This is a genomic window from Neobacillus terrisolis (assembly GCF_051233475.1).
GTDB lineage: Bacteria > Bacillota > Bacilli > Bacillales > Cytobacillaceae > Bacillus_BU.
On the sequence record NZ_JBKFGH010000006.1, the window covers coordinates 116,433 to 138,248 of the forward strand.

Consider the following 21,816-nt stretch of genomic DNA (forward strand, 5'->3'; position numbering starts at 1 on the left):
AAAGATGGGGAAACGGTATGGCATACGAAAAAATTTGGGCTGATAATCCAAATCTAAACAAGACTGAACTTCGAAAGCTACAAAAAGACGCTTTAAAGATTTTTGATGACATTCCTTATTATGCACAAAATGGTTTTAGTTCCATTCCGCAAGAAGAATGGGATATGTTCAAATGGGCCGGTTTATATTTGCAAAAGCCAAAAGAAGCTGGTTATTTTATGATGCGCGTCTGTGTTCCTGCTGGAGCATTAACGAATGAACAGGCGATAACATTAGCGAATATTGCAAAGGATTATGGACGTGGTGTCTACGATATTACGACTCGTCAAGCGGTCCAATTCCACTGGCTAACAATTGATCAGATTCCTGATATTTATAAGCGTTTAGAAGTAGTTGGGCTTTCTTCAGCAGGTGCTTGCGGCGATATTACCAGAAATATCGTTGGAAATTCATTGGCGGGAATCGATCCGGACGAATTATTCGATACGAGAGACATTGTGCAGGAAGTTTATGATTTCTTCCAATTTAATGAAGATTTCTCAAACCTACCTAGAAAATACAAAATTTCAATCTCAGCAAATGTAAACAATGCATCCAATGCTGAAATTAACTGTTTGTCATTTGTTCCAGCGACTAAAGAAATCAATGGAGAAAAGGTTGCCGGTTTCCATGTGAAAGTTGGTGGCGGATTATCTTCTGTTCCATATTTAGCTGAAACGCTTGATATCTTTGTTACTCCTGAAAAAACGTTAGACGTCGCCGTTGCAATCACCACTCTTTACCGTGATCATGGCTATCGTGAAAAACGCCACCGGGCGCGTTTGAAATTCCTTATTGCTGACTGGGGCGTAGAAAAGTTTAAAGAAAAATTGCTTGAGTTAACGGGTCCTCTTCCTGAAAAAGGAGAAGACGCTCAAAAAGGCTGGAATGCTGGTTACTTCTACGGGGTAAACAAACAAAAACAAGAGGGATTAAATTTCATCGGTATGAATATTCCGGTTGGGCGGTTAACGCCGGATGATGTGATCGAGTTAGCACGACTTTCCAAAAAATACGGAAACGGTGAAATTCGTAATTGTAACTCACAAAACATTGTCATTCCTAATATCCCTGACGAAAATGTTGAAGCGATATTAAAGGAAGAAATTTTTACGAAATTCCCAATTTCTCCAAATAAACTTGTAGGCTATTCTGTAGCTTGTACAGGTAATGAATATTGCAACTTGGCATTAGTTGAAACAAAAGAAAGAATGAGAACAATTGCAGAAAACCTTGATCAAGAGATTTCTCTTGATGTCCCAGTTCGTATTCATATGGTAGGCTGTCCTAACTCTTGTGGTCAGCGCCAAATTGCTGATCTAGGGCTCCATGGTGTGAAATCAAGAAACAAAAATAAAGAGCTTGTCGAGGCATTTGAAATCCATGTTGGCGGAACATTAGATGTAGGTGCGAAGTTTAACGAGAAGCTTAAAGGTAAAGTTGAAGCAGATCAGCTTGAACAAGTGGTCAAAGAGCTCTTGTTAAGCTTCAAAGAAACAAAGCTTCCAGGCGAAACGTATATCGAATATTTTAACCGCGTCGGCAAAGAGTATATTCAAGAGGAATTAGATAGAATTTTAACAAGTGTTGCTGTTTAATCAACCAATATTGAGATTGCCGCCCAACTCGATCACACTGGGATGGACAGGCAATCTCATATTAGTTTTTAGAGAAAAGGCTGGGTTAAAGCTCCTTGTTGATTGGACCGGAAGGTGCGAGACTCCTGCGGGAAAAGAAGGACAGGGGAGACCCCACAGGCGCCATGGCGCCGAGGAGAACGAAAAGCGGAAGCGGCTTGCCTAGGGGCGACAGGCATAAGACGAGCCGGCATGAAGGTCGTTCTTTGACCTTCTTGACGGATTGGCTTATGACCCCGAGCCCCTAGCCGCTGGAGCTAGACAGGCTCCCGGACTGCCCACGGAAAGGGAGCACCTGAAGCGGAAATCAACAGACATATTTAACAGAGCTTAGAGAAAAGGTGGCTTGACGATGAACCTGTATCGGTTTGAAGTGACTTTGGGACGTGAAGTGGCGCATGTTATTGTAGCCGCGGATAATGAGGAAGCCGCTTTTAATCAAGTGGATATTGAAATTGAGCGGCATTTTTTAAAGCTTCCTGTAGTAAACGATGTTGTTTTATATGAAAAAAAAGTCATTCGCAATGGCGCTGGCTTTGTGATAACCCGAGATGAAACGATAATTTAAAAACAAGAAGGCGGGTGCTTATATATGGGGAAAGTTTATTTAGTCGGAGCAGGACCCGGAGACCCTGACCTGATCACTATTAAAGGATTAAAATGTATTAAAGAAGCGGATGTCATCCTCTATGACCGCTTAGTAAATAAGGAACTATTGAATTATGCAAAATCCTCAGCAGAATTAATCTATTGCGGAAAACTCCCAAATAATCATTCGTTGCAGCAAGAAACAATTAACGAGACAATCATCATTCATGCTCAACAAGGGAAGGTAGTAACGAGGCTTAAAGGAGGAGACCCATTTGTCTTCGGCAGAGGTGGAGAGGAAGCAGAAGCTCTCTTTAATTATGGGATTGAATTCGAAGTCATTCCGGGCATTACCGCTGGGATTGCCGCTCCGGCCTATGCAGGTATCCCTGTAACTCACCGTGATTATGCCGCAACCTTCGCAGTTGTAACCGGTCATCGAAAAGACGATTTTGAAGATGATACAAAATGGGGACACTTAGCAAAAGGGATTGATACATTAGCTGTTTATATGGGTGTCAAAAATCTTCCTTTCATCCAAGCAAAGCTACTAGAGCATGGGAAAGATCCTAGCACGCCGGTTGCCATCATTCATTGGGGAACACTACACAATCAGAAAACGATTGTGAGTTCATTAGGCTCAGTGTTAGAAACGGCCGCAAAAGAAAAAATTGAAAACCCATGTATGATCATAATTGGCGAAGTAGTAAGGATGCGTGAAAAACTTCAATGGTTTGAGCAAAACCCATCTCAGAACAATTTACTTTTTAGTGAGGCTTATTAACATGAATGCAGTTCTTTACATTTGCCATGGAAGCCGTTTAAAACAAGCTCAGGAACAAGCAATAGCTTTTATCCAAACGTGTATGAGTGAAAGACTTGCTCCCATCCAGGAATACTGTTTTCTTGAGCTCGCAGAACCATCGATTGAAGCTGCATTTAAAGTGTGTGTTGAAAAGGGCGCAAAGAAAATTATCGTGGTTCCAGTGCTATTATTGGCTGCCGCACATGCGAAAGAAGACATACCGAAAGAACTGGCACGTTTGAAACAGAATTATCCGGAAATTAAGCTGATTATCGAAGAACCAATCGGTGTTCATCCTTCGATTCCGGAGATTCTTAAAGAAAGAATCGAAGAGACTAACAAAGGACTTCCGACAGATTCAATGGTTTTACTAGTTGGAAGAGGAAGTAGTGACCCCGACGTAAGGAATGATTTAGGGAAAATCGCAGAAATGTTAAAGGCGACCCTAAATAACAAAAAAGTGGATACAAGCTTTTTAGTAGCTGCATCGCCAAGCTTTGAGGAAGCCTTGCAAATGGCTAAACAAAGTAGATATAAAAAAGTTTTTGTTATTCCCTATCTACTGTTTACAGGGATTCTAATGAAAAAAATCGAAAAAATTATCAAGGAACATAAAGAAAAGTCCCTGCAAGAAATCATTTTATGTAGATATTTAGGCTACCATCCACTTCTTAAAAATATTCTGAAAGAACGAGTGATAAGGTCATTAAATGAAGACAATGACATGTACTTTCAATAAAAAAGCACAGTTTTCTAATCGAAACCGTGCTTTTTTTACTGTTTATCATTCTCAATAGATTTTTATTTAAGAATAATTATAAAATTATTTTGAAACAATAAAATGGATAGAGTATAATACTAATAATCCACAAGACTTTCATAGATTTTTCTGCCGATTTTTCATTTGTATTGGTAACCTAACCCTTCCTCCATTCCTTGTAAAAAAGGGCGGCTATGATCACAAACTCTACAAGCCCGCCATATACAAATGGCCAACTTTGGGTTAAATGACCAATGATAAATAATGGAGCAATGGCGATTCCTATCTTAACTATCTTTTTCATGGACAATCCCTCACATGTTTTCTTTTCAAAAGGTGTAAGAATTTATTTTTTTCAATATATTATACTACATTTAATAAAAGGGTAAGGCAAGCAAAGTATTTTCGCTTTTGCCTATACACAATAATCATCTTAAATTTTTCAATGGGGGGACGCTTATGACAATAGAACAAATTCAAATTTCTCCAAATAAAGCAACAACAGATAATCAAGTCCCACTAATCCATATTATTGATGATGATTTGGTGGGTTTAATTTCCTTAAAAAATAATCTTGAGGACAAGGGCTGGATGGTCGTAGCCGATACCGATCCTCAAAAAGCGATTTCTCATTATTTTGAAATGTGCCCCGATTGTTTAATCCTTAATGCCCAGCTACCTAATAAAAATGGTTATCAAATCCTTGAAGAAATACAAAAGCATAATAGCAAGATTTTTGTGCCAAAGCTTTTACTAAGCTCTGACACGAGTAGAGAGGCTAGAATAAATGCTTATAAAAGTGGAGCAGACGACTTTATTATTAAACCCCTCGATTTAGAGGAGCTTACTATACGTTTAGAAAGGCATATTGACCGAAAAAGGACCTATGAACAGACAGTATTAATTGATGAACTTACTAAAGTGTATAATAAAAAATTTTTAGAAATTGAATTAGAAAAAAGTTTAGATGATTGGAATCGCTCCGATTATTCCTTAACAATTGCTGCTTTAGATTTAGATAATTTTTCTTACCTTAATAAACGTTATGGTCACTTTACTGGAGATTCAATTCTCCTTGATTTTGCAGGGTTTGTGAAAGAGAACATTAGAAGTGGTGATGCTTTCTTTCGATTATGGGGCGATCGCTTTCTTATCCATTTCCCACGAACAAACAATCAAGAAGCTAGCGAGGTTGTTAACCGTCTTTTAAGCAAGTATTCAACGAAAATGCATGAGAAAGAGGGTCAATTTTTTAATGTAACCTTTTCTGCAGGACTTTTTGAAGTCCAAAATGTTGAATTAACCCCAAAAGCGGCCATCCAATTGGCGGAAAGGGCTTTAGACATTTCAAAGCGTGAAGGGAAAGCACGAGTAGAAACTATTAAAGATGAATCCGTGTCTCTTGTAAAAAAACAGCTCCATATCTCAATCATTGATCATGACATGATTATTCGAACGATGCTAATGAAAGTGTTTGCTTCATTAGAGATTGAAAATTTCGAAATTAATATTGAAATGTTTGAAAATGGGGTTAAATTTTTTGAATCAAATCGTATTGAGGCAAAAGGGAAGCATTTTATTGTTATGGAAGCTGTAATGCCGATTATGAATGGAATAGAAATTCTAAGTAGAGTAAGGCAGCTAAAGCCCCGGTCCCCATTGCGTATTTTAATGTTAGCAGGGAAAAAAGATGAAAAGGAAATTGCCAGAGCGTTAAAATTGGGCGCCGATGATTATATGATAAAACCGTTTAGTATTACTGAATTAAAAGCAAGGATTGAACGCCTGCTTCAAAGGATGATGTAGATGTTCCAGAATGAAATATTCATTTTATCCATTGCCAGTTCGCTTATTCTGTCCATTTTAATCCTTTTACTGCTCTATTTGGTCATTCGTAAGGCAATAGAAAACAGCAGGCGTAGAAAAATAGAGGCAACAAAGGAAAAAATGAATCCATTATTATACGATTATTTGGTTGATGGAAATGTTGTAAGAGGTTTTCATGCGGATACAGCGATTAAGAAAATGGCTCTAGAGGAATTACTGCTGCGTTACGCTGAAATGATCGAAGGCGATGAGGAAAGGCAAAACATAACAAAGCTGGCGGACCTCTATTTAAAGGAATTATATTGCCGCAACCTGAAGAGTTTCGTGTGGAGCAAAAGGATGAATGCTCTGTACCATATAGAAGATCTTAGACTAGAAAGTTTAACTCATGAAGTACTAAAAAGAGTTGAATCAAAAAGAGCTTCTACAGAGGAAGTCATATTATCTTTTCGGATTCTAGCTGATTTTAATTATCCTAATATGTTTGAACTCCTGCAATCGAAATGGGAGGGGCTAACTGAATACGACTTCCGCTCGATTTTATCTCGGTTATCAGAACCTTTATTACAATCTTTTATTGCCCAATTTCAACATTGTCCCGAACAATTGAAATATGCCTTACTTGAAGTAATGAGTGTAAAGCGGGATTCGAACTTCTGCTTTTTTTTAGAAACCACGTTTTTAAGGGGCGAGGGAGAGATTCGTTTACGGGCTTTGAAAGCAATTGCTTCTATCGGGCATTGTCTTGATGTAAAGCCATACATGTCATTAGTTCGTTCAAATGTGTGGCAGGAAAGAATGATGGCCGCAAAAATATTTGGGAATATGAGAGGGAATGATCTCATTCCTTATTTGAAACAGCTTCTTTCAGATAAAGTTTGGTGGGTTCGTTATCAAGCGGGCCAGTCTATCATGATGTTTCCCGATGGAAAAGAAATTCTCCGCACGATTAGGGAAACCTCGGATGATCCATTTGCCAAAGATATGGCCTTTGAATGGATAAATAAAGGAGCTGTTTAGTAGATGGCAACTTACTTTACGCATGGGATTGCTTTATATTTTACTTGGTTTTTTGTTGTCTATATGTCGTTTGTCATTATCTTTTATTCTTTTATATTATTTATTTCCATGCTCCAGCTGCGAAAAGAATATCGTTTAAATCGAGATCAATTGTTTCATGAATATATGAACGAGATTAATATGAAACCATTATCCATTCTTGTTCCGGCATTTAATGAAGAGGCAGGGATTGTTCAAAGCATTCGTTCCTTATTAAGCATTAATTATCCAAGCTATGAAATTATTGTGATTAACGATGGTTCTACCGATCAAACATTACAAAAAGTCATTCATCATTATGAAATGGTTCCAATCGAAAGAGTCATTCGAAAGCAGCTCGAAACCGCCCCAATTCGAAAAATTTACCAGTCCACAATACTTCCAGAGCTTTACTTAATCGATAAGGAAAATGGCGGAAAAGCAGATGCGTTAAATGTTGGCTTAAACTTTGCGCATTATCCATATTTTTGTTCCTTAGATGGGGATTCGGTGCTTGAGCAGGATGCATTCTTAAAGGTAATGAAACCCATCATCGATTCAAATGAGGAAGTAATCGCTTCTGGGGGAAGTATTAGGATTGCAAATGGCTGTGATATTCAGAGCGGGCATTTAGTTAAGATCGGCCTTTCTAAAAACCCTCTGGTGATAATGCAAATTATTGAATACTTAAGAGCTTTTTTGATGGGGAGAATTGGGTTAAGCAAGCACAATTTACTTCTCATTATTTCCGGCGCATTTGGTGTTTTTTCAAAACGGTGGGTCATTGAAGCTGGTGGATATAATCCAAATACAGTCGGTGAAGATATGGAGTTAATTGTCCGTGTTCACCGTCTCATTAAGGAGAGAGGCTTAAACAAGAAGATTGTATATGTACCTGACCCTGTTTGCTGGACTGAGGTTCCGGAAAGCTGGAAGTATTTGCGTCGTCAACGGCGCAGATGGCATCGCGGCTTGCTCGAAAGTCTTTGGGCACATCGAAAGCTGACGTTTAATCCTAAGTATGGTTTAATCGGACTTATTTCTTTTCCATATTTTTGGATCATTGAGTTTTTTGGACCAGTTGTGGAACTCTCCGGTTATCTTTATATTTTGATCAGCTTCTTTCTTGGCGGTATATATATCGAATATGCGATCTTAGTCTTTTTGCTTGCATGCTTATACGGATCGTTATTTTCAATGACCTCAGTCCTTCTTGAAGAATGGAGCTTGCGAAAATATCCAAAAGTATCACAAATCCTAATTCTGTTTGTCTATTCATTAACGGAGACTCTTTGGTATCGGCCTTTAACCGTATTTTGGCGGGTAGAAGGAATTTGGCAAATGATTATTGGTGATCGGAGTTGGGGAGAAATGAAACGAAAAGGTGTATCCCAATGAGAATGATTCGGTATAGAGGTCAAACCCTTCTTTTCTTCTATATAATTGTGTTTTTACTAATTGTCACTAGTCCTTTTTGGATCTGGATTATAAAAGATTCAAAACCTTTAGATGTGTTAATCGTTGATAAAACTGTTCCAGATGAAAGTTATCGGGAGCATGAAGGGCTGGTGTGGCTCTTAAACAATGAGAAATATGTAAAAAAAGGCCAGCAACCCTACTCAATTGAAGAGGATTATATTGGGTTCAAATTAGGTGCAAATAAAACATATAAAAAAGAATCGCTTCCAACAAACTTAAATGAATATGAACTTATCTATTTAACGGATCTTTATGGAGTTTATCGTGAGGAATTTGAAAAAACAAATGAAACGGGAAAACGCTCAGAGCAGATCTATGGCGGTTTGACGAATGATGAGGTCAAGCTCCTTGAACAGAACCTGTTTAAAGGCAGAAAAACATTAGTCGCTGAATTTAATACGTTTGCCAGCCCTACCGAAGAAGAAGCAAAGGAAAAAATTTCTAATTTATTAAATTTATCTTGGAGTGGTTGGATCGGCCGTTATTTTCCTGAATTAGAAAGCAAAGAAGTACCGGTATGGGTGAAGGAGAATTATGAAAAAATTCAAGGGAAATGGAATTTTAAAGGAGAGGGAATTGTTCTCGTAGATCGCAATGATTTTATTGTTGTTTTATCCGGGAAGGAGCTAGAGGCACAAAGCTCAATTCCTGTTTTCAATGTGACAAAAAAGGGTAAGCAGCTATTTGATATTGAAAAAAATACGCAGTACTCGTATTGGTTTGACATTGTTGAGGCTCGGAATAACAATGAAGTTTTGGCCACATATAAGCTCCCTGTAACCGCATCTGGCAAAGAAAAGCTAACGCAATTTGATATTCCAATACAGTTTCCAGCAGTAATTCATCATCAAAACCGAAAATACGCTTCTTATTATTTTGCTGGTGATTTCGCAGATGAGCCGGAAGTTCCCGCTATTTATCAATCGAATCTGATCTCCTTTTGGAAGAAAAACATAACAGCTGAACCTTCATTTTACTGGGAAGCCTACGTGCCGATGATGAAAAAAATCCTTTCATCCGGGCTTCAGTCAAAATACGACGATAAAGAATTAGTCGAGATACATGACACGAATGGGATAAAGACCAATAGCCTGACCACTAAATCAACGATTCAGGTAATGAAGAATGGAAAATGGGAGGACTTATTGGTTAAAGGCGTCAATATCGGGATCGCCAAACCTGGCTATTTCCCTGGTCAGACCGCTATTTCAAAGGCAGAGTATGCGAGATGGTTTAAAGCAATTGGAGCGATGAATGCGAATACCGTCCGAATCTATACCCTCCACCCTCCGCAGTTTTATGAAGCTTTTTATGAATATAATCAAACTGCTAAAAAACCGCTGTACTTGCTACATGGTGTGTGGGTAAACGAAGAAAAGCTTGTTTCTTCTCAGAATGCATTTTCAAACGAAACAACAGAGGATTTTAAAAAGGAAATCACAAAGGTTGTGGATGTTATTCATGGAAGTGCGGAAATTCCAGAAGAAGGAGGACATGCATCAGGAAAATATACACGAGATATCTCTCCATATGTATTGGGGTTACTGATTGGTATCGAGTGGGATCCAGAAGCTGTGCTCCATACAAATGAAAAGAATCCGGCTCAGTCTTTTTACAATGGCCAATTTTTTCAAACAAAGGACGCTGCTCCATTTGAAAGTTGGCTGGCTCAAATGCTTGACTTTACTACACAATATGAAACAGACCGGTATCATTGGCAGCATTCTGTTAGTTTTAGTAATTGGGTGACCACTGATTTACTTGTTCATCCGGCAGAACCGCTGGCTAATGAGGATTTAGTCTCGGTTAATCCTAATCACATTTTATCTACCGACCGTTTTCAAGCCGGCCTTTTTGCATCTTATCATATTTATCCATATTATCCGGATGTGTTAAATTTAGACGAAACGTACAAAAACTATCAGGATTTTGGAGGGAAAAAGAATAACTATGCCGGTTATTTACACCAATTAATACAAGCTCACCAGCTTCCGGTCTTAGTAGCAGAATTTGGTGTCCCGGCTTCTCGAGGGCTAACTCATAAGAATGTGCATGGAATGAACCAAGGATTTTTGTCAGAACAGGACCAAGGGCTCATCAACCAACGCTTGTTTAAATCGATTATCTCAGAAGGGTATGCTGGTGGGATTGTCTTTTCGTGGCAAGATGAATGGTTTAAACGCACATGGAATACGATGGACTATGATGATTCGGACCGTCGCCCTTATTGGTCTAACCTGCAAACAAATGAACAGCATTTTGGTTTACTAAGCTTTGATCCAGGTAAACAAGGGAAGGCCATGGCTGTAGACGGGAATACTGGCGACTGGCTCAAAAATGGGGCCAAGCCTATTTATCAGGACCAAAGTAAAGATGCTGTAATTAATAAAGTGTATGTCCATTCCGATGAAGCGAATGTATATGTTCGATTGGATTATAACAAGCCTATTGATTGGAAGAGTCAATCTTCCTATTTGCTATTGGATACGATTGCAAATCAAGGTCAATACAAAGTCCCTTTGAATGAAACTAAACAGGTAGAAACCAATTACGGTGTTGATTTCTTAGTCAATTTACAAGGGGAGAAGAACTCGAATATTTTAGTCGACAGCTATTACGATCCATTTTATTATCAATACGGATACCAGCTTCAAATGATTCAGGAAATCGCTGGGGTGAACGTAAAAAATAATGGATTATTTCATCCAATTCGACTTGCCTTGAATAAACTGCAAGTACCTGAGAAAGAAAAATCTTATGAAACAGGCCGACTTTTGTTCGGGAATGGAAATCCTGATTCTGAGCAATATCAATCATTAACAGATGTCAGTATTAGTAAGGATCAAAAAGTGCTGGAGCTTAGAATTCCTTGGCAGCTAATCAATGTAAAGGATCCAAGCCAAAAGCTGATCATGAGCGATGTTTGGAAAAATGGATTAAAGGGAAAAGAAAAGATAGTTGGCATTAAGATAGCGGTAGTGACAACAGAAAAAGACAAGCTTAACAAAACCCTTCCAAAAATGAATGCTGGAGTGTTAGATGAAAAAGATGTATTTCTATACGAATGGAAGGAATGGGATCAGCCGAATTTCCATGAGCGATTGAAGGATTCTTATTACATCATGAAAGAAACGTTTGGAACAAGTGGAAAATAAAATATGCCTTAAAGGAAATGGATGTATGGTCCATTTCCTTTTTTATTGGAATAATTCGTCAGACTAAATCGGTTTTCAAAGGAAGATAATGATAAGGTAATAACCTTTTTTAAAGTTCATTGGAGGTAATCAAAAGATGTTGAAAAAATTGATTTTGTCCCTTTCGATTATGTTTATGTCAATGCCGATTTTTTCTAAGGCTGAAATAAGAATGTTTAATGAGCCACCCTTTGAATTTTATAAAGTCTCTAGCGGTGACTCTTTTTGGTTTATTGCAAAACGATATGGTCTTGATTACAGACAATTAATGGCCCTTAATCCTAATGTAGAGCCAATGAACATGCATGTTGGCGAAGTGATCCGTCTAAAGCCGGCAGCAGGAAGTCCAAGCAATTTCCAAGATCAAGTTGCACAATTGGTCAATAATGAACGAGCTAAAAACGGATTAAGACCACTCGTTCATCGAGCGGATTTAAAAAATGTGGCCCAGAAAAAAGCACAGGATATGATTAACTCAAACTATTTTTCCCATACAAGTCCGAACTATGGATCGCCATTTACAATGCTAAAAACCTTTGGGATTTCTTATCGCAGTGCGGGCGAAAATATCGCCAAGGGCCAAACCACTCCACAAGAGGTCATGAACTCGTGGATGAACTCGTCCGGACATCGCGCTAATATCTTAAATCCAAACTACAATTGCATTGGTGTCGGCTTTTATCATGGAGCATGGGTTCAAATGTTTATTCAATCATAATGCCATTAGAAGGGTCAGCCTCCCTAAACATTAAGGGGGCTACCCTTCTTTTTTTGTTCGGTTACTTAACCGTTTTTTATTAAAGGCTGTGTTAAAGCTAAGTGTTGATTTTTTTACACAATGTTGATTGGAGCGGAAGGCGCCCGCCCCGCGGATAGCAAGCGCCTCTCGCTGCAATCAACAGTCAAGTTTAACACAGCCTTATTAAAAAAATTTTGTAGAATAGTCAATTTTGTTCACTTTCGAGCATAGATTAAGGTGGATGAAATAACATGTAGACGACCTTCTGCAGGACGATATATAGAAAAGAAAGGAAATGTTGAGGAGAAGCCATGAGTAGATATCAGAAATTACATGAAGAGACGATTCCATTTTTAAAAACGAAGATTTTTTTACTGCTTATATTCATTGCCGTGCTGATTTTTGCAACCAATTTATATTTAAAGAGTCTCATTAAAATTGAAGCGCCCGAAATCGATCTAGGCCGGAAAGTGGTTGTACAGCTCCCAAATGGCAAAGAAATTCAAACGTATGAAAATTTGCTTGTTGAAGAGGATGGCAAATTATACTATCAGGGTGAACTAAACACGATTGATGTTACCGGAGGAATTGTTGTTGTGGAAGATTGGAATTAGCGTATAGAAGGCAAAATTAACCGAAAAGGGAATCATTTTTTTCCAGACGCAGTCTTGTTTTAAGTGACTGCTTTTTATTTTTATTAATATAGTTCAAATAGCACATTTTCTTTATATGGTATGTAATTATACTTGAACTTTATATATTACGTGTTAAAATCAGTTAGGAGATATATTTGTTTTTTTTAGAGAACATTTTGAAGATACATAGCGAAAAAAATGAAACTTTTTCGTGAGTTAATTCGTCTAATATAACGGAGGATTAACCTAAGGAAACGTTCTTTAATTTTTCATTATTTGCGTTTCTACTTAAAAATTAATGTGATATAGTAATCTACATTCATTCAACTTTACTTGCAGTAAATGAGGTGTAAGATCGTGAAAAAGTTTTTTAAATCTCCAAAAGGATTGCTTAGCGGAAGTCTTTCTGTTTTTTTCTTAGCGATCATTCTATTCTGGTTAAAAACGTATATAGCCTATCAAATCGAATTTGATTTAGGGATTGATAACAAAATCCAAAAGTTCTTACTTTTTATAAATCCATTAAGTTCAACCTTATTGTTTTTGGGACTAGCGCTTTTGTTCCGGAAACGTGGTCAAAACGTAATGCTGATCATCATGAATTTTCTATTGTCTTTTCTCTTATATGCTAATCTAGTATACTATCGTTTCTTTAATGATTTTATTACTGTACCCGTTCTTTTACAGACAAAAACGAACGCTGGGCAGCTTGGGGATAGTGTATTATCTTTAATGTCTCCTTGGGATGTTTTTTACTTTACAGATACGATACTGCTAATCTTGCTTTTAGTCTTTAAAGTTGTAAAACCATTAAGTGGGAACAATCGTCGCCCAGCGGCCTTTGTACTTGCTGCGGCTGTAATTGTTTTCTTATTTAATTTGGGATTAGCTGAAAAGGACCGACCTGAGTTATTAACCCGTTCCTTTGACAGAAACTATTTAGTTAAGTATTTAGGGACATATAATTTTACTATTTATGATATCATCCAAAATGCCAAATCATCGAGTCAACGGGCGATGGCGGACAGCAGTGATATAGTAGATGTTGAAAACTACATTAAAGCAAATCATGCTGCTCCAAATCCTGAGTATTTTGGCAAAGCTGCAGGAATGAATGTCGTCTATGTATCGATGGAATCACTGCAAACCTTTATTATTGATTATAAAATTAACGATCTTGAGGTAACACCATTTTTGAACTCTCTAACACGGAATGGTGAGGCGTTTTATTTTAATAATGTCTTTCATCAAACAGGACAAGGGAAAACATCTGACGCTGAATTCATGATGGAAACATCTTTGTTCCCAATGTCTCAAGGTTCGGTATTCGTCAATAAGGCACAAAACACGTATCAGGCGATGCCGGGGATTTTAAAAACAAAAGGTTATACTTCAGCAGCATTTCATGGTAACTATAAGACGTTCTGGAATCGAAATGAAATTTATAAATCGTTCGGTTATGATAAATTCTTCGATGCAGAATATTATGATATGAGTGAAGAAAACACAAAGAACTATGGGATGAAAGATATACCATTCTTTGAACAGTCCATGCCATTATTAACGGGCTTAAAGCAGCCTTTTTATACAAAGTTTATTACGCTTTCAAACCATTTTCCTTTCAAAATGGATGAGGGAGACACCGATTTCCCTGCGGGTAATTTTGGGGATAATAATGTCGTGAATAACTACTTCCAGTCTGCTCATTATATGGATCAAGCATTGGAAAAGTTTTTTAATGATTTAAAAACAGCAGGTTTATATGATAATACTGTTGTCGTTTTATACGGTGATCATTATGGTATTTCCGAAAACCACAATGAAGCAATGGCCAATGTAATTGGGAAGGAGATTACTCCATTCGAAAATGCCCAATTGCAGCGAGTTCCGGTTTTCATTCATGTTCCGGGTGTAAAGGGTGAAAAGATTGAATCTTTCGGAGGTCAGGTTGACCTAATGCCTACCGTTTTACACTTGTTAGGAATTGATACGAAGGATTATCTGCAAATGGGTACCGACCTATTATCACCTGAACACCAGCAAACTGTTCCATTCCGAAATGGCGACTTAGTTTCCCCGGAAATTACCTTTGTTGGTGGTAAAGTATATGACAATGCTACTGGTGAATTAGCTGATCAGACATTATACAAAGATCAAATCGATCAAGTCAGCACAAGGCTAAAAATATCGGATGAGATCGTTTATAAAGATTTATTGCGGTTCTACACTCCGCAAGGCTTTACACCAATCGATCCTAAAGATTATCAATATGTGAAAAAAGCAAATCAAAAAGAAGAAAAACAAAAGTAAACAAATAAAAGGATGACCATAGCCGCATACGTTGCGCTAAGGTCATCCTTTTTTGTTTTGGCTGTGTTAAAGAACAATGTTGATTTTTGAACACTCTGTTGATTGGAGAGGAAGGTGCGAGACTCCTGCGGGAGAAGGTGTCACGGGAGACCCCACAGGCGCTATGGCGCAGAGGAGGCTCCCGGACTCCCCCGCGGAAAGCGAGCACCTGGAGCGGAAATCAACAGACTAATTTAACACAGCCTTTATTTTTTGAAATGATACATTGGGGATAGGGTTATTGGTAGCAATCTAACCGAAATAACCATGGTATTTTGTCATAAATACGGATGTAAGAAAAATAATTGCAGACAGAGGGGGAAAGGAGTATTATTATTTAGTATTTCTAAATAATTTTTATTTGTTGGGAAAGAAGATGACGTTGTGAAAAATGGCCTTACGCTAAGTGAGCAAAATGAGACTTTCAGTATTCGAAATGGAATTGCCCAAACGATTGTTTTGAATGGGAGTGCAGGCTATTTTCCCTTATTTGCGATCAGTGTATTAGGCGCATCAAATTATCAAATTGGACTGATCAACTCGCTTCCGCAGTTTATTGGAATGTTCGCCATGTTAATTGGTTCAGTCATCTTAAATAGGCTGCCGCAGAAAAAGGCATTCACGGCATACTCTTTTTTAGTTACCCGGTTGTTTCTTCTTGGGATGTTTATAGTTGTATACTTTCCGAAGGAATATGCTGGATGGATTTTTGTTTTCCTTGTAGGGATGATGAATTTACCTGGTTCCTTCGCTAATCTTAGCTGGCAGTCTTTAATCGGAGACTTGATTCCCGAAACAAGAAGGAGCAGTTTCTTTAGCAAACGTAATAAATGGATGACCATTGTAGGAATGATAATCACATTTTTGATAGGAGTAGGTTTGAACTTTTTTTCAAAAAGCAACCCCGTGCCCTATCAGTTTTTATTTTTGTTAACTTTTATATTTGGCATAGTCGAGGTTTATTATTTACTTAAACATACTGAAATAAGTCGAACCGTTCGTTCGAGAAATCAGAAACGGAAATTCACCTGGTCGATTCAGGGAAATAAGCCTTTTCTTTATTTTTTAATTTGCGGCTTGTTTTTCAATTTTACCTGGCAAATGGCTTGGTCACTATTTAGCATTTTTCAAATTAAATATGCTTACGCAACTGGATTTTGGATCAGCGTCATTACGGTTGCCAATCAAATTGGCCAAATTGTTAGCTATCAATGGTGGGGGAAAATGGCGGACAGACATGGAAATGCAAAGATGATGATTCCTGTTTCAATCGGCATGGCACTTGCACCGGTCCTAACAATCTTGTCCACAAACCTCGTATACTTGACCATTATCAATGCAGTAGCTGGGTTATTTGTTTCGGGTACGGTCCTACTGTTGTTTAATTTATTGTTGGAAACTACAACAAAGGAAACCCGTGATAACTGCATATCTCAATATAATATTTTATTAGCTATTATAGGTTTTATTGCACCACAGGTCGGGGTCCTGTTACTTGAGGAGATATCGATGAATTTTGCGATGATGACCTCGACATTTCTAAGACTAATGAGCAGTGTGTTCTTTTTTGTTTTTTATCTCTATTTAAGAAAAAGCGGGCTTCGTTCCTATACACCTATTCATACCCCGTAAACAACAAAAAGAATACGATTATGTGATTAATTGCAATGCTCTTGCCAGTATTTAAGATATAATGAGGGTATACATAAATAGGAGGCAGAAAAAATGGGACAATGTAATTTAGATCATTCACAAGAAGATGTTTACAAAAAGTATGAGTCACAAATAGAGTTTTTGCCATTAGAAATAAGAGATTTGTTTGAAAAATTTTTTAAAAATGAACACAAGCAGGAAATTTTAAATGAAGTGTTCCATCTTTTAAAAAAATATGATTTATCATCAGTTGAAGAACGAGAAAACAGAAATAAGCAGCTAAACTTACTATTAAAGAACCTATAAAAAAGGAATGTTCCCCAGCGACTTGCAAGGGGGGGCATTCCTTTTTACTATTATTCGCCAAGGTTTTGGTACTTAATATTGTTGTTCATCAAGAGCTTTAGTTATTGGGTTTTTAATTATTAATGAATTAAATCTTTTTTGATCCATTGAAGGTGCATAAAGCTGATAATGGTTTTTCCCATCATGTTTCACTTGATACATGGCAGCATCGGCATTTTTTAAAAGGGTTTTCATGTCTTTACCCGCCATAGGATAAATACTTATGCCGATACTAGCCGATATGTTTAACTCGTAATCTTCGACGTTGAAGGGGGTGCTAAATGACCGGACAAGTGATTCGGCAAGAGCATGGAGATATTCATTATCAACCATATTAGGAATAATAATAGAAAACTCATCACCACCAATTCGTCCAATGAAGGCCCCTTCATGAAACACGCTGTTAATCCGATCAGCAACCTCTTTTAATAATCCATCGCCAATTTCATGTCCAAGGGAATCATTAATATTTTTAAATCCGTCGAGGTCTAAGAATAATAGAGCCACACGGTGTTTATTTGATTTTGCATTTTTTAAGGCTTCCCTTAGTTTATTTTCGAAATGTCTTCGATTTGGCAGCCCGGTCAAATAGTCATAATTTGCAAGATGATGAACAATATCCGTTGCTTCTTTTTGTTTCGTAAAATCACGAAGATTAAAAACAATTCCTTGAATATGTTCATCCGCTAAATAATTGGTAAAAGCAGCATCACACCAGCGAATTGTTCCGTCCTTATGCGTAAACCTAATTTGTTGTAAAATAGGTTCACTAGGTTGATCGATAATCCTATGAAGGATGCCTTTCTCAAAAGCTAGAACCTTATCATCTATAAATTCAGTTAAATTAGAACCGATTGATTCAAGCGCTGAAAAACCAAGAATTCGTTCAAATGAAGGATTAAGATAACTGATTTCGCCATACTTATTCATGATTCCGATGATATCGTAGGAGTTATTCGTTAAGGCGCTTAACTGTTTATCTTTTTGTGCGAGATGAAATTCCATTTCTTTTTTTTCGGTAATGTCTTCTTTTAAGCCAACAAACTGATAGGGAGAACCAGAATCGTCTAATAGAGGAGTAATGATCAAACGGACCCAAATAATCTTTCCGTCTTTTCGTTTGTTTTTTATATCTCCACGCCAAATTTTACCGGAGAGGATCGTATCCCACAAATCACGGAAAAATTCCTTTGAATGGAAGCTGGCGTTAAATGTTCTGGTAGATTTTCCTATCAAGTCTTCAGGTCTGTATAGGGTTAAATCAAAAATATTTGGATTCCCATAAAGCACATTACCTTTAATGTCGGTAATAACGACGTTCATTGATTGATCGACCGCATAAACTGTCTTTTCATTAATTAAGATCTTGGCTGGGTCACACTCTGGAAGATGGGCCCATTGATCTGAAGTCTGATTAGCTATTTTTGTATCAATTTCTTTGGAGTCTGGCTTCTTATGTACAATGAGATTGCCATCAATTGATCCATTGTGGGTCATTCCAATTTCCTCCGCGATGAAGTATTCATTAATCAGTGTACAATATCATCTTTTTGAAAGATGGAGCTAATTTTTTAATTGTTTGAATAAAGTATGAACATTTGATTTAGAAAGATAGAAGTGAATAAAAGAGGAGAGATAGAAGTTTAAATTGTGACAAGCTTTTTTTATTTTGCTATAATATGAATGATTTGGAATTGATGTAGGCAGAATGTAGGGGAACTGGTGTTGCCAGTTGAGAAATTATCCTTAAGATGATGACCCTTAGAACCTGAACTGGTTAACACCAGCGGAGGGAACATATTTTAACAAAACAATGTTTGTTAGTATGCGCCCAGGTTTTATACTAGGGCGTTTTTTGTTTTGAAAATAGTTCTTTTTTTATAATGGTTACCGGTCTATGTCGTTACATACTTGTAATTTTATTGGAGGAGTAAACATGAAGAAGTGGCTTTTGTTAGTTGTTTTTGCATTATTTATTACCGGTTGTGGAAATCAGGATGATTCAAAATCGAAGCAAAAGGATACAAAAAAAACACTTAAAAAGGTATCGGTTGTACTCGATTGGACACCAAATACGAATCATACTGGTTTATATGTGGCAAAGGAAAACGGTTATTTCAAAGATGCAGGCTTGGATGTGGACATCATCATGCCTGGGGAAGCTGGAGCGGATCAGCTTGTCGCCTCTGGGAAATCAGAATTTGGTGTGGGTTATCAAGAAGGGGTAACACAAGCTCGAATTCAAGGCGTACCCCTAGTCTCAATCGCTGCAGTCATTCAGCATAATACGTCTGGATTTGCGTCTCCAGCAGCTAAAAATATCGTTACTCCGAAGGATTTTGAAGGCAAGTCTTATGGAGGCTGGGGTTCTCCAGTTGAAAAGTCTGTGATCAATTCATTAATGAAAACACAAAATGCCGATGTGGAAAAGGTGAAAATTGTTAACATTGGTGACGCTGATTTCTTTACGGCAGTAAAGAAAGATATTGATTTTGCTTGGATTTATTATGGCTGGACAGGTGTAGAAGCAGAGCTTCGCGGTGAGAAGATCAATATGATCTACTTAACGGATTACTCAGAGAAACTAGATTACTATACACCAGTACTGACAACGAATGAAAAGATGATTTCTGAAAATCCAGATACGGTTAAAGCATTTGTTCAAGCTGCTTCAAAAGGATATGAGTTTGCGATTGAAAATCCGGAGGATGCTGCAGACATACTTATTAAAGCAGCCCCAGATTTAGATGCAGAACTGGTGAAGAAAAGCCAAGCGTGGTTAGCGTCTAAATATAAGGATGATGCCGACCGTTGGGGAGAACAGAAGCTTGAGGTTTGGGAAAACTATGCATCCTGGATGTTAGAAAACGGCTTATTAGAGAAAGAGCTAGATGCGAAAAAGGCATTTACAAATGAGTTTTTACCTGAATAGGGAGGGGTTATCATGGCCAATTCACTCGTAAGTATACAAATTTTACCGAAACCAACCGATGGAGGGGACGTGATTCCGTTGGTTGATGAGGCGATTCGTGTGATTGACGAATCGGGGGTCAAATATGAGGTTCATCCATTAGAGACGACTATGGAAGGCGAGTTGTCTCAACTATTTTTGATCATCGAGAAAATGAATGAGCGGATGATCGAAATCGGATGTAAGAATGTAATCTCACAAATAAAAGTACTTTATCAGCCGGATGGAATTACAATGGACACTCTTACGGAGAAATATCGATGAAATATCTTCAAAGGAAAGGATGGAGGCCGGTTTCGGTTCTCCTTCTTTTATTCGTTTTATGGGAAATCATTGTAAAACAAGCGGAAATGCCTGAATGGCTGCTCCCGACACCATCTAAGATTTTGAAGGAAGCTGTATCGGGCTGGACGAATTTTTATCCGGATTTAGTATCGACTACAGGGATTGCAACGGAAGGGTTTCTTGTCGGAGTGGGTGTCGGCTTAGTGGTGGCTGTTTTGCTTCACTTAATGCCAGCACTTCGCGACTCGGTGTATCCTCTGCTTATCTTATCGCAAAATGTCCCGATTATTGTTCTCGCTCCTTTGCTTGTCATTTGGTTTGGATTTGGATTACTGCCAAAGCTTATTGTTATTACACTAGTATGCTTTTTTCCGATTACCGTTGCTGCACTCGATGGTTTTAAACAGGTTCCGATTGCGCAGAAACATTATATGCTAATGGCTGGGGCGTCAAAGACACAACTGTTTTGGAAGCTTGAATGTCCGTATGCACTCCCGTCCATTTTTTCTGGGTTAAAAATCTCTGCAACCTATAGTGTAATGGGGGCTGTTATCTCAGAATGGCTTGGTGCTGAAAAAGGGATCGGAGTTTATATGACGTTGGCCTCTTCTTCTTTTAGGACAGACAAGGTTTTTGTGGCGATTTTAGCGATCATGCTGTTGAGTCTCTTTTTCTTCGGGATCATAATAGGTTTAGAGAAATATTTTATTCGCTGGAAAGGGAAGGGAGGAGCATAAAGTGAGTCATTTAACAGTCCGTCATCTCACAAAAGGTTTTGGGCAAAACAAAGTGCTATCAGACCTTAACTTTTCGGTTGAAAAAGAAGAGTTTGTTTCTATTCTTGGTCCATCAGGTAGTGGAAAGAGTACTATTTTTAATCTGATCGGTGGTATTTTGACTCCTGAAACAGGAGAAATTTTGCTCGATGGGGAAACAATAATTGGAAAACGGGGCTCGATTGGTTTTATGCCGCAAACGCCTGCTCTTCTCCCGTGGCGAACTGTTTTGCAAAATGTACTGTTAGGCGGAGAGCTGCAGGGGGAAAAGGACCGTGATAAAGCGGTGGAAATGCTTAAGAAAGCGGGATTAGGGGATTATATACAAGCTAGACCTGATGAACTTTCTGGAGGGATGAAGCAGAGAGTGGCGTTTATTCGTGCTTTATTAAGTCCACAATCGCTCATTTGCCTTGATGAACCATTTTCAGCGTTAGATGAATTGACAAGATTAGAAATGCAAAAATGGCTCCTTTCCATTTTAGGGGAATATCGCAGGACAGTGCTTTTTGTTACTCATTCCATCGAGGAAGCGTTGTTTTTATCAGATCGCATTATCGTGTTATCGCCAAAACCGGCACATGTTACGGCTGAATTTACAGTACCATTTAAACGACCGCGTAATGAAAGTTTGTTCCTTGAAGAAGAGTTCTTAAAATGGAAGCGGTCCATCTATTTTTCACTTAAAAAATAGGG

General features: G+C 38.0%; 19 protein-coding genes and 1 riboswitch. Of the genes, 17 read left to right on the forward strand and 2 right to left on the reverse strand.

Translation table 11 applies throughout. The annotated features are described in order from the left end of the window. The first annotated feature begins 17 nt into the window (after positions 1-17). The 4 genes from ACI48O_RS04540 (at position 18) to ACI48O_RS04555 (ending at position 3,808) form a co-directional block, all read left to right on the forward strand. Entirely contained in the window at positions 18-1,637 is a 1,620-nt protein-coding gene (locus tag ACI48O_RS04540; protein ID WP_435560544.1) for a nitrite/sulfite reductase, read from the forward strand. 391 nt (positions 1,638-2,028) lie between these two features. Further along, positions 2,029-2,244: a DUF3906 family protein gene (locus tag ACI48O_RS04545; RefSeq protein ID WP_435560545.1), complete on the forward strand. Its 216-nt coding sequence runs from the start codon at positions 2,029-2,031 to the stop codon at positions 2,242-2,244. 24 nt (positions 2,245-2,268) lie between these two features. Beyond that, on the forward strand, positions 2,269-3,048 hold the full coding sequence (cobA, locus tag ACI48O_RS04550; RefSeq protein ID WP_435560546.1) for a uroporphyrinogen-III C-methyltransferase: 780 nt from the start codon (positions 2,269-2,271) through the stop codon (positions 3,046-3,048). Between the two features lies 1 nt (position 3,049). After that, complete coding sequence (locus ACI48O_RS04555) at positions 3,050-3,808, forward strand: sirohydrochlorin chelatase (RefSeq protein WP_435560547.1); 759 nt, start codon at positions 3,050-3,052, stop codon at positions 3,806-3,808. A 178-nt stretch (positions 3,809-3,986) separates the two neighbouring features. On the opposite strand, the gene ACI48O_RS04560 is transcribed toward ACI48O_RS04555, so the two are convergent. Further along, complete coding sequence (locus ACI48O_RS04560; protein ID WP_435560548.1) at positions 3,987-4,133, reverse strand: hypothetical protein; 147 nt, start codon at positions 4,131-4,133, stop codon at positions 3,987-3,989. Positions 4,134-4,288: 155 nt separating this feature from the next. Here ACI48O_RS04560 and ACI48O_RS04565 point away from each other — a divergent pair, with 155 nt between their 5' ends. From ACI48O_RS04565 to ACI48O_RS04605, 9 genes are all read left to right on the forward strand, one after another. Then, positions 4,289-5,635, forward strand: a complete 1,347-nt coding sequence (locus tag ACI48O_RS04565) for a GGDEF domain-containing response regulator (protein ID WP_435560549.1) — start codon at positions 4,289-4,291, stop codon at positions 5,633-5,635. After that, positions 5,636-6,676, forward strand: coding sequence for a HEAT repeat domain-containing protein (locus tag ACI48O_RS04570; RefSeq protein ID WP_435560550.1), 1,041 nt, complete (start codon positions 5,636-5,638; stop codon positions 6,674-6,676). Positions 6,677-6,679: 3 nt separating this feature from the next. After that, positions 6,680-8,092 carry a glycosyltransferase family 2 protein gene (locus ACI48O_RS04575; protein WP_435560551.1) on the forward strand — a complete coding sequence of 471 codons (1,413 nt, stop codon included), beginning with the start codon at positions 6,680-6,682 and terminating at the stop codon, positions 8,090-8,092. Next, a complete protein-coding gene (locus ACI48O_RS04580) occupies positions 8,089-11,328 on the forward strand; it encodes a hypothetical protein (protein WP_435560552.1) in 3,240 nt (1,079 codons plus the stop codon). The genes ACI48O_RS04575 and ACI48O_RS04580 overlap by 4 nt, the downstream gene beginning before the upstream one ends. Before the next feature lie 136 nt (positions 11,329-11,464). Next, positions 11,465-12,085: a CAP domain-containing protein gene (locus ACI48O_RS04585; RefSeq protein ID WP_435560553.1), complete on the forward strand. Its 621-nt coding sequence runs from the start codon at positions 11,465-11,467 to the stop codon at positions 12,083-12,085. Positions 12,086-12,417: 332 nt separating this feature from the next. Continuing rightward, on the forward strand, positions 12,418-12,720 hold the full coding sequence (locus tag ACI48O_RS04590; protein WP_435560554.1) for a hypothetical protein: 303 nt from the start codon (positions 12,418-12,420) through the stop codon (positions 12,718-12,720). A gap of 378 nt (positions 12,721-13,098) precedes the next feature. Then, entirely contained in the window at positions 13,099-15,051 is a 1,953-nt protein-coding gene (gene ltaS / locus ACI48O_RS04595) for a lipoteichoic acid synthase (RefSeq protein ID WP_435560555.1), read from the forward strand. A 423-nt stretch (positions 15,052-15,474) separates the two neighbouring features. Next, complete coding sequence (locus ACI48O_RS04600) at positions 15,475-16,722, forward strand: MFS transporter (protein WP_435560556.1); 1,248 nt, start codon at positions 15,475-15,477, stop codon at positions 16,720-16,722. A 93-nt stretch (positions 16,723-16,815) separates the two neighbouring features. Beyond that, a complete protein-coding gene (locus ACI48O_RS04605) occupies positions 16,816-17,049 on the forward strand; it encodes a hypothetical protein (RefSeq protein ID WP_435560557.1) in 234 nt (77 codons plus the stop codon). Between the two features lie 72 nt (positions 17,050-17,121). Here the strand turns inward: ACI48O_RS04605 and ACI48O_RS04610 are convergent, their stop codons facing one another. After that, entirely contained in the window at positions 17,122-18,585 is a 1,464-nt protein-coding gene (locus ACI48O_RS04610) for a diguanylate cyclase domain-containing protein (protein ID WP_435560558.1), read from the reverse strand. A 205-nt stretch (positions 18,586-18,790) separates the two neighbouring features. Next, positions 18,791-18,900, forward strand: a riboswitch (TPP riboswitch). Positions 18,901-19,024: 124 nt separating this feature from the next. Here ACI48O_RS04610 and ACI48O_RS04615 point away from each other — a divergent pair. Genes ACI48O_RS04615 through ACI48O_RS04630 form a run of 4 tightly spaced genes read left to right on the forward strand, consistent with a single transcriptional unit; the run spans position 19,025 to position 21,814 of the window. After that, positions 19,025-20,020 (forward strand): ABC transporter substrate-binding protein, encoded by a 996-nt coding sequence (locus ACI48O_RS04615; protein WP_435560559.1) that lies wholly within the window; start codon positions 19,025-19,027, stop codon positions 20,018-20,020. Positions 20,021-20,032: 12 nt separating this feature from the next. Next, positions 20,033-20,323 carry a thiamine-binding protein gene (locus tag ACI48O_RS04620; protein ID WP_435560560.1) on the forward strand — a complete coding sequence of 97 codons (291 nt, stop codon included), beginning with the start codon at positions 20,033-20,035 and terminating at the stop codon, positions 20,321-20,323. Beyond that, complete coding sequence (locus ACI48O_RS04625; RefSeq protein ID WP_435560561.1) at positions 20,320-21,081, forward strand: ABC transporter permease; 762 nt, start codon at positions 20,320-20,322, stop codon at positions 21,079-21,081. The genes ACI48O_RS04620 and ACI48O_RS04625 overlap by 4 nt, the downstream gene beginning before the upstream one ends. Before the next feature lies 1 nt (position 21,082). Then, a complete protein-coding gene (locus tag ACI48O_RS04630) occupies positions 21,083-21,814 on the forward strand; it encodes an ABC transporter ATP-binding protein (protein ID WP_435560562.1) in 732 nt (243 codons plus the stop codon). Positions 21,815-21,816 lie beyond the last annotated feature (2 nt).

Coding starts and splice junctions, on each gene's coding strand:
- ACI48O_RS04545 (WP_435560545.1), top strand. CDS start 2,029: ATGAACCTGTATCGGTTTGAAGTGACTTTGGGACGTGAAGTGGCGCAT.
- ACI48O_RS04565 (WP_435560549.1), top strand. CDS start 4,289: ATGACAATAGAACAAATTCAAATTTCTCCAAATAAAGCAACAACAGAT.
- cobA (WP_435560546.1), top strand. CDS start 2,269: ATGGGGAAAGTTTATTTAGTCGGAGCAGGACCCGGAGACCCTGACCTG.
- ACI48O_RS04540 (WP_435560544.1), top strand. CDS start 18: ATGGCATACGAAAAAATTTGGGCTGATAATCCAAATCTAAACAAGACT.
- ACI48O_RS04590 (WP_435560554.1), top strand. CDS start 12,418: ATGAGTAGATATCAGAAATTACATGAAGAGACGATTCCATTTTTAAAA.
- ACI48O_RS04580 (WP_435560552.1), top strand. CDS start 8,089: ATGAGAATGATTCGGTATAGAGGTCAAACCCTTCTTTTCTTCTATATA.
- ACI48O_RS04605 (WP_435560557.1), top strand. CDS start 16,816: ATGGGACAATGTAATTTAGATCATTCACAAGAAGATGTTTACAAAAAG.
- ACI48O_RS04560 (WP_435560548.1), bottom strand. CDS start 4,133: ATGAAAAAGATAGTTAAGATAGGAATCGCCATTGCTCCATTATTTATC.
- ACI48O_RS04570 (WP_435560550.1), top strand. CDS start 5,636: ATGTTCCAGAATGAAATATTCATTTTATCCATTGCCAGTTCGCTTATT.
- ACI48O_RS04585 (WP_435560553.1), top strand. CDS start 11,465: ATGTTGAAAAAATTGATTTTGTCCCTTTCGATTATGTTTATGTCAATG.
- ACI48O_RS04575 (WP_435560551.1), top strand. CDS start 6,680: ATGGCAACTTACTTTACGCATGGGATTGCTTTATATTTTACTTGGTTT.
- ACI48O_RS04555 (WP_435560547.1), top strand. CDS start 3,050: ATGAATGCAGTTCTTTACATTTGCCATGGAAGCCGTTTAAAACAAGCT.
- ACI48O_RS04615 (WP_435560559.1), top strand. CDS start 19,025: ATGAAGAAGTGGCTTTTGTTAGTTGTTTTTGCATTATTTATTACCGGT.
- ACI48O_RS04625 (WP_435560561.1), top strand. CDS start 20,320: ATGAAATATCTTCAAAGGAAAGGATGGAGGCCGGTTTCGGTTCTCCTT.
- ACI48O_RS04610 (WP_435560558.1), bottom strand. CDS start 18,585: ATGACCCACAATGGATCAATTGATGGCAATCTCATTGTACATAAGAAG.
- ACI48O_RS04620 (WP_435560560.1), top strand. CDS start 20,033: ATGGCCAATTCACTCGTAAGTATACAAATTTTACCGAAACCAACCGAT.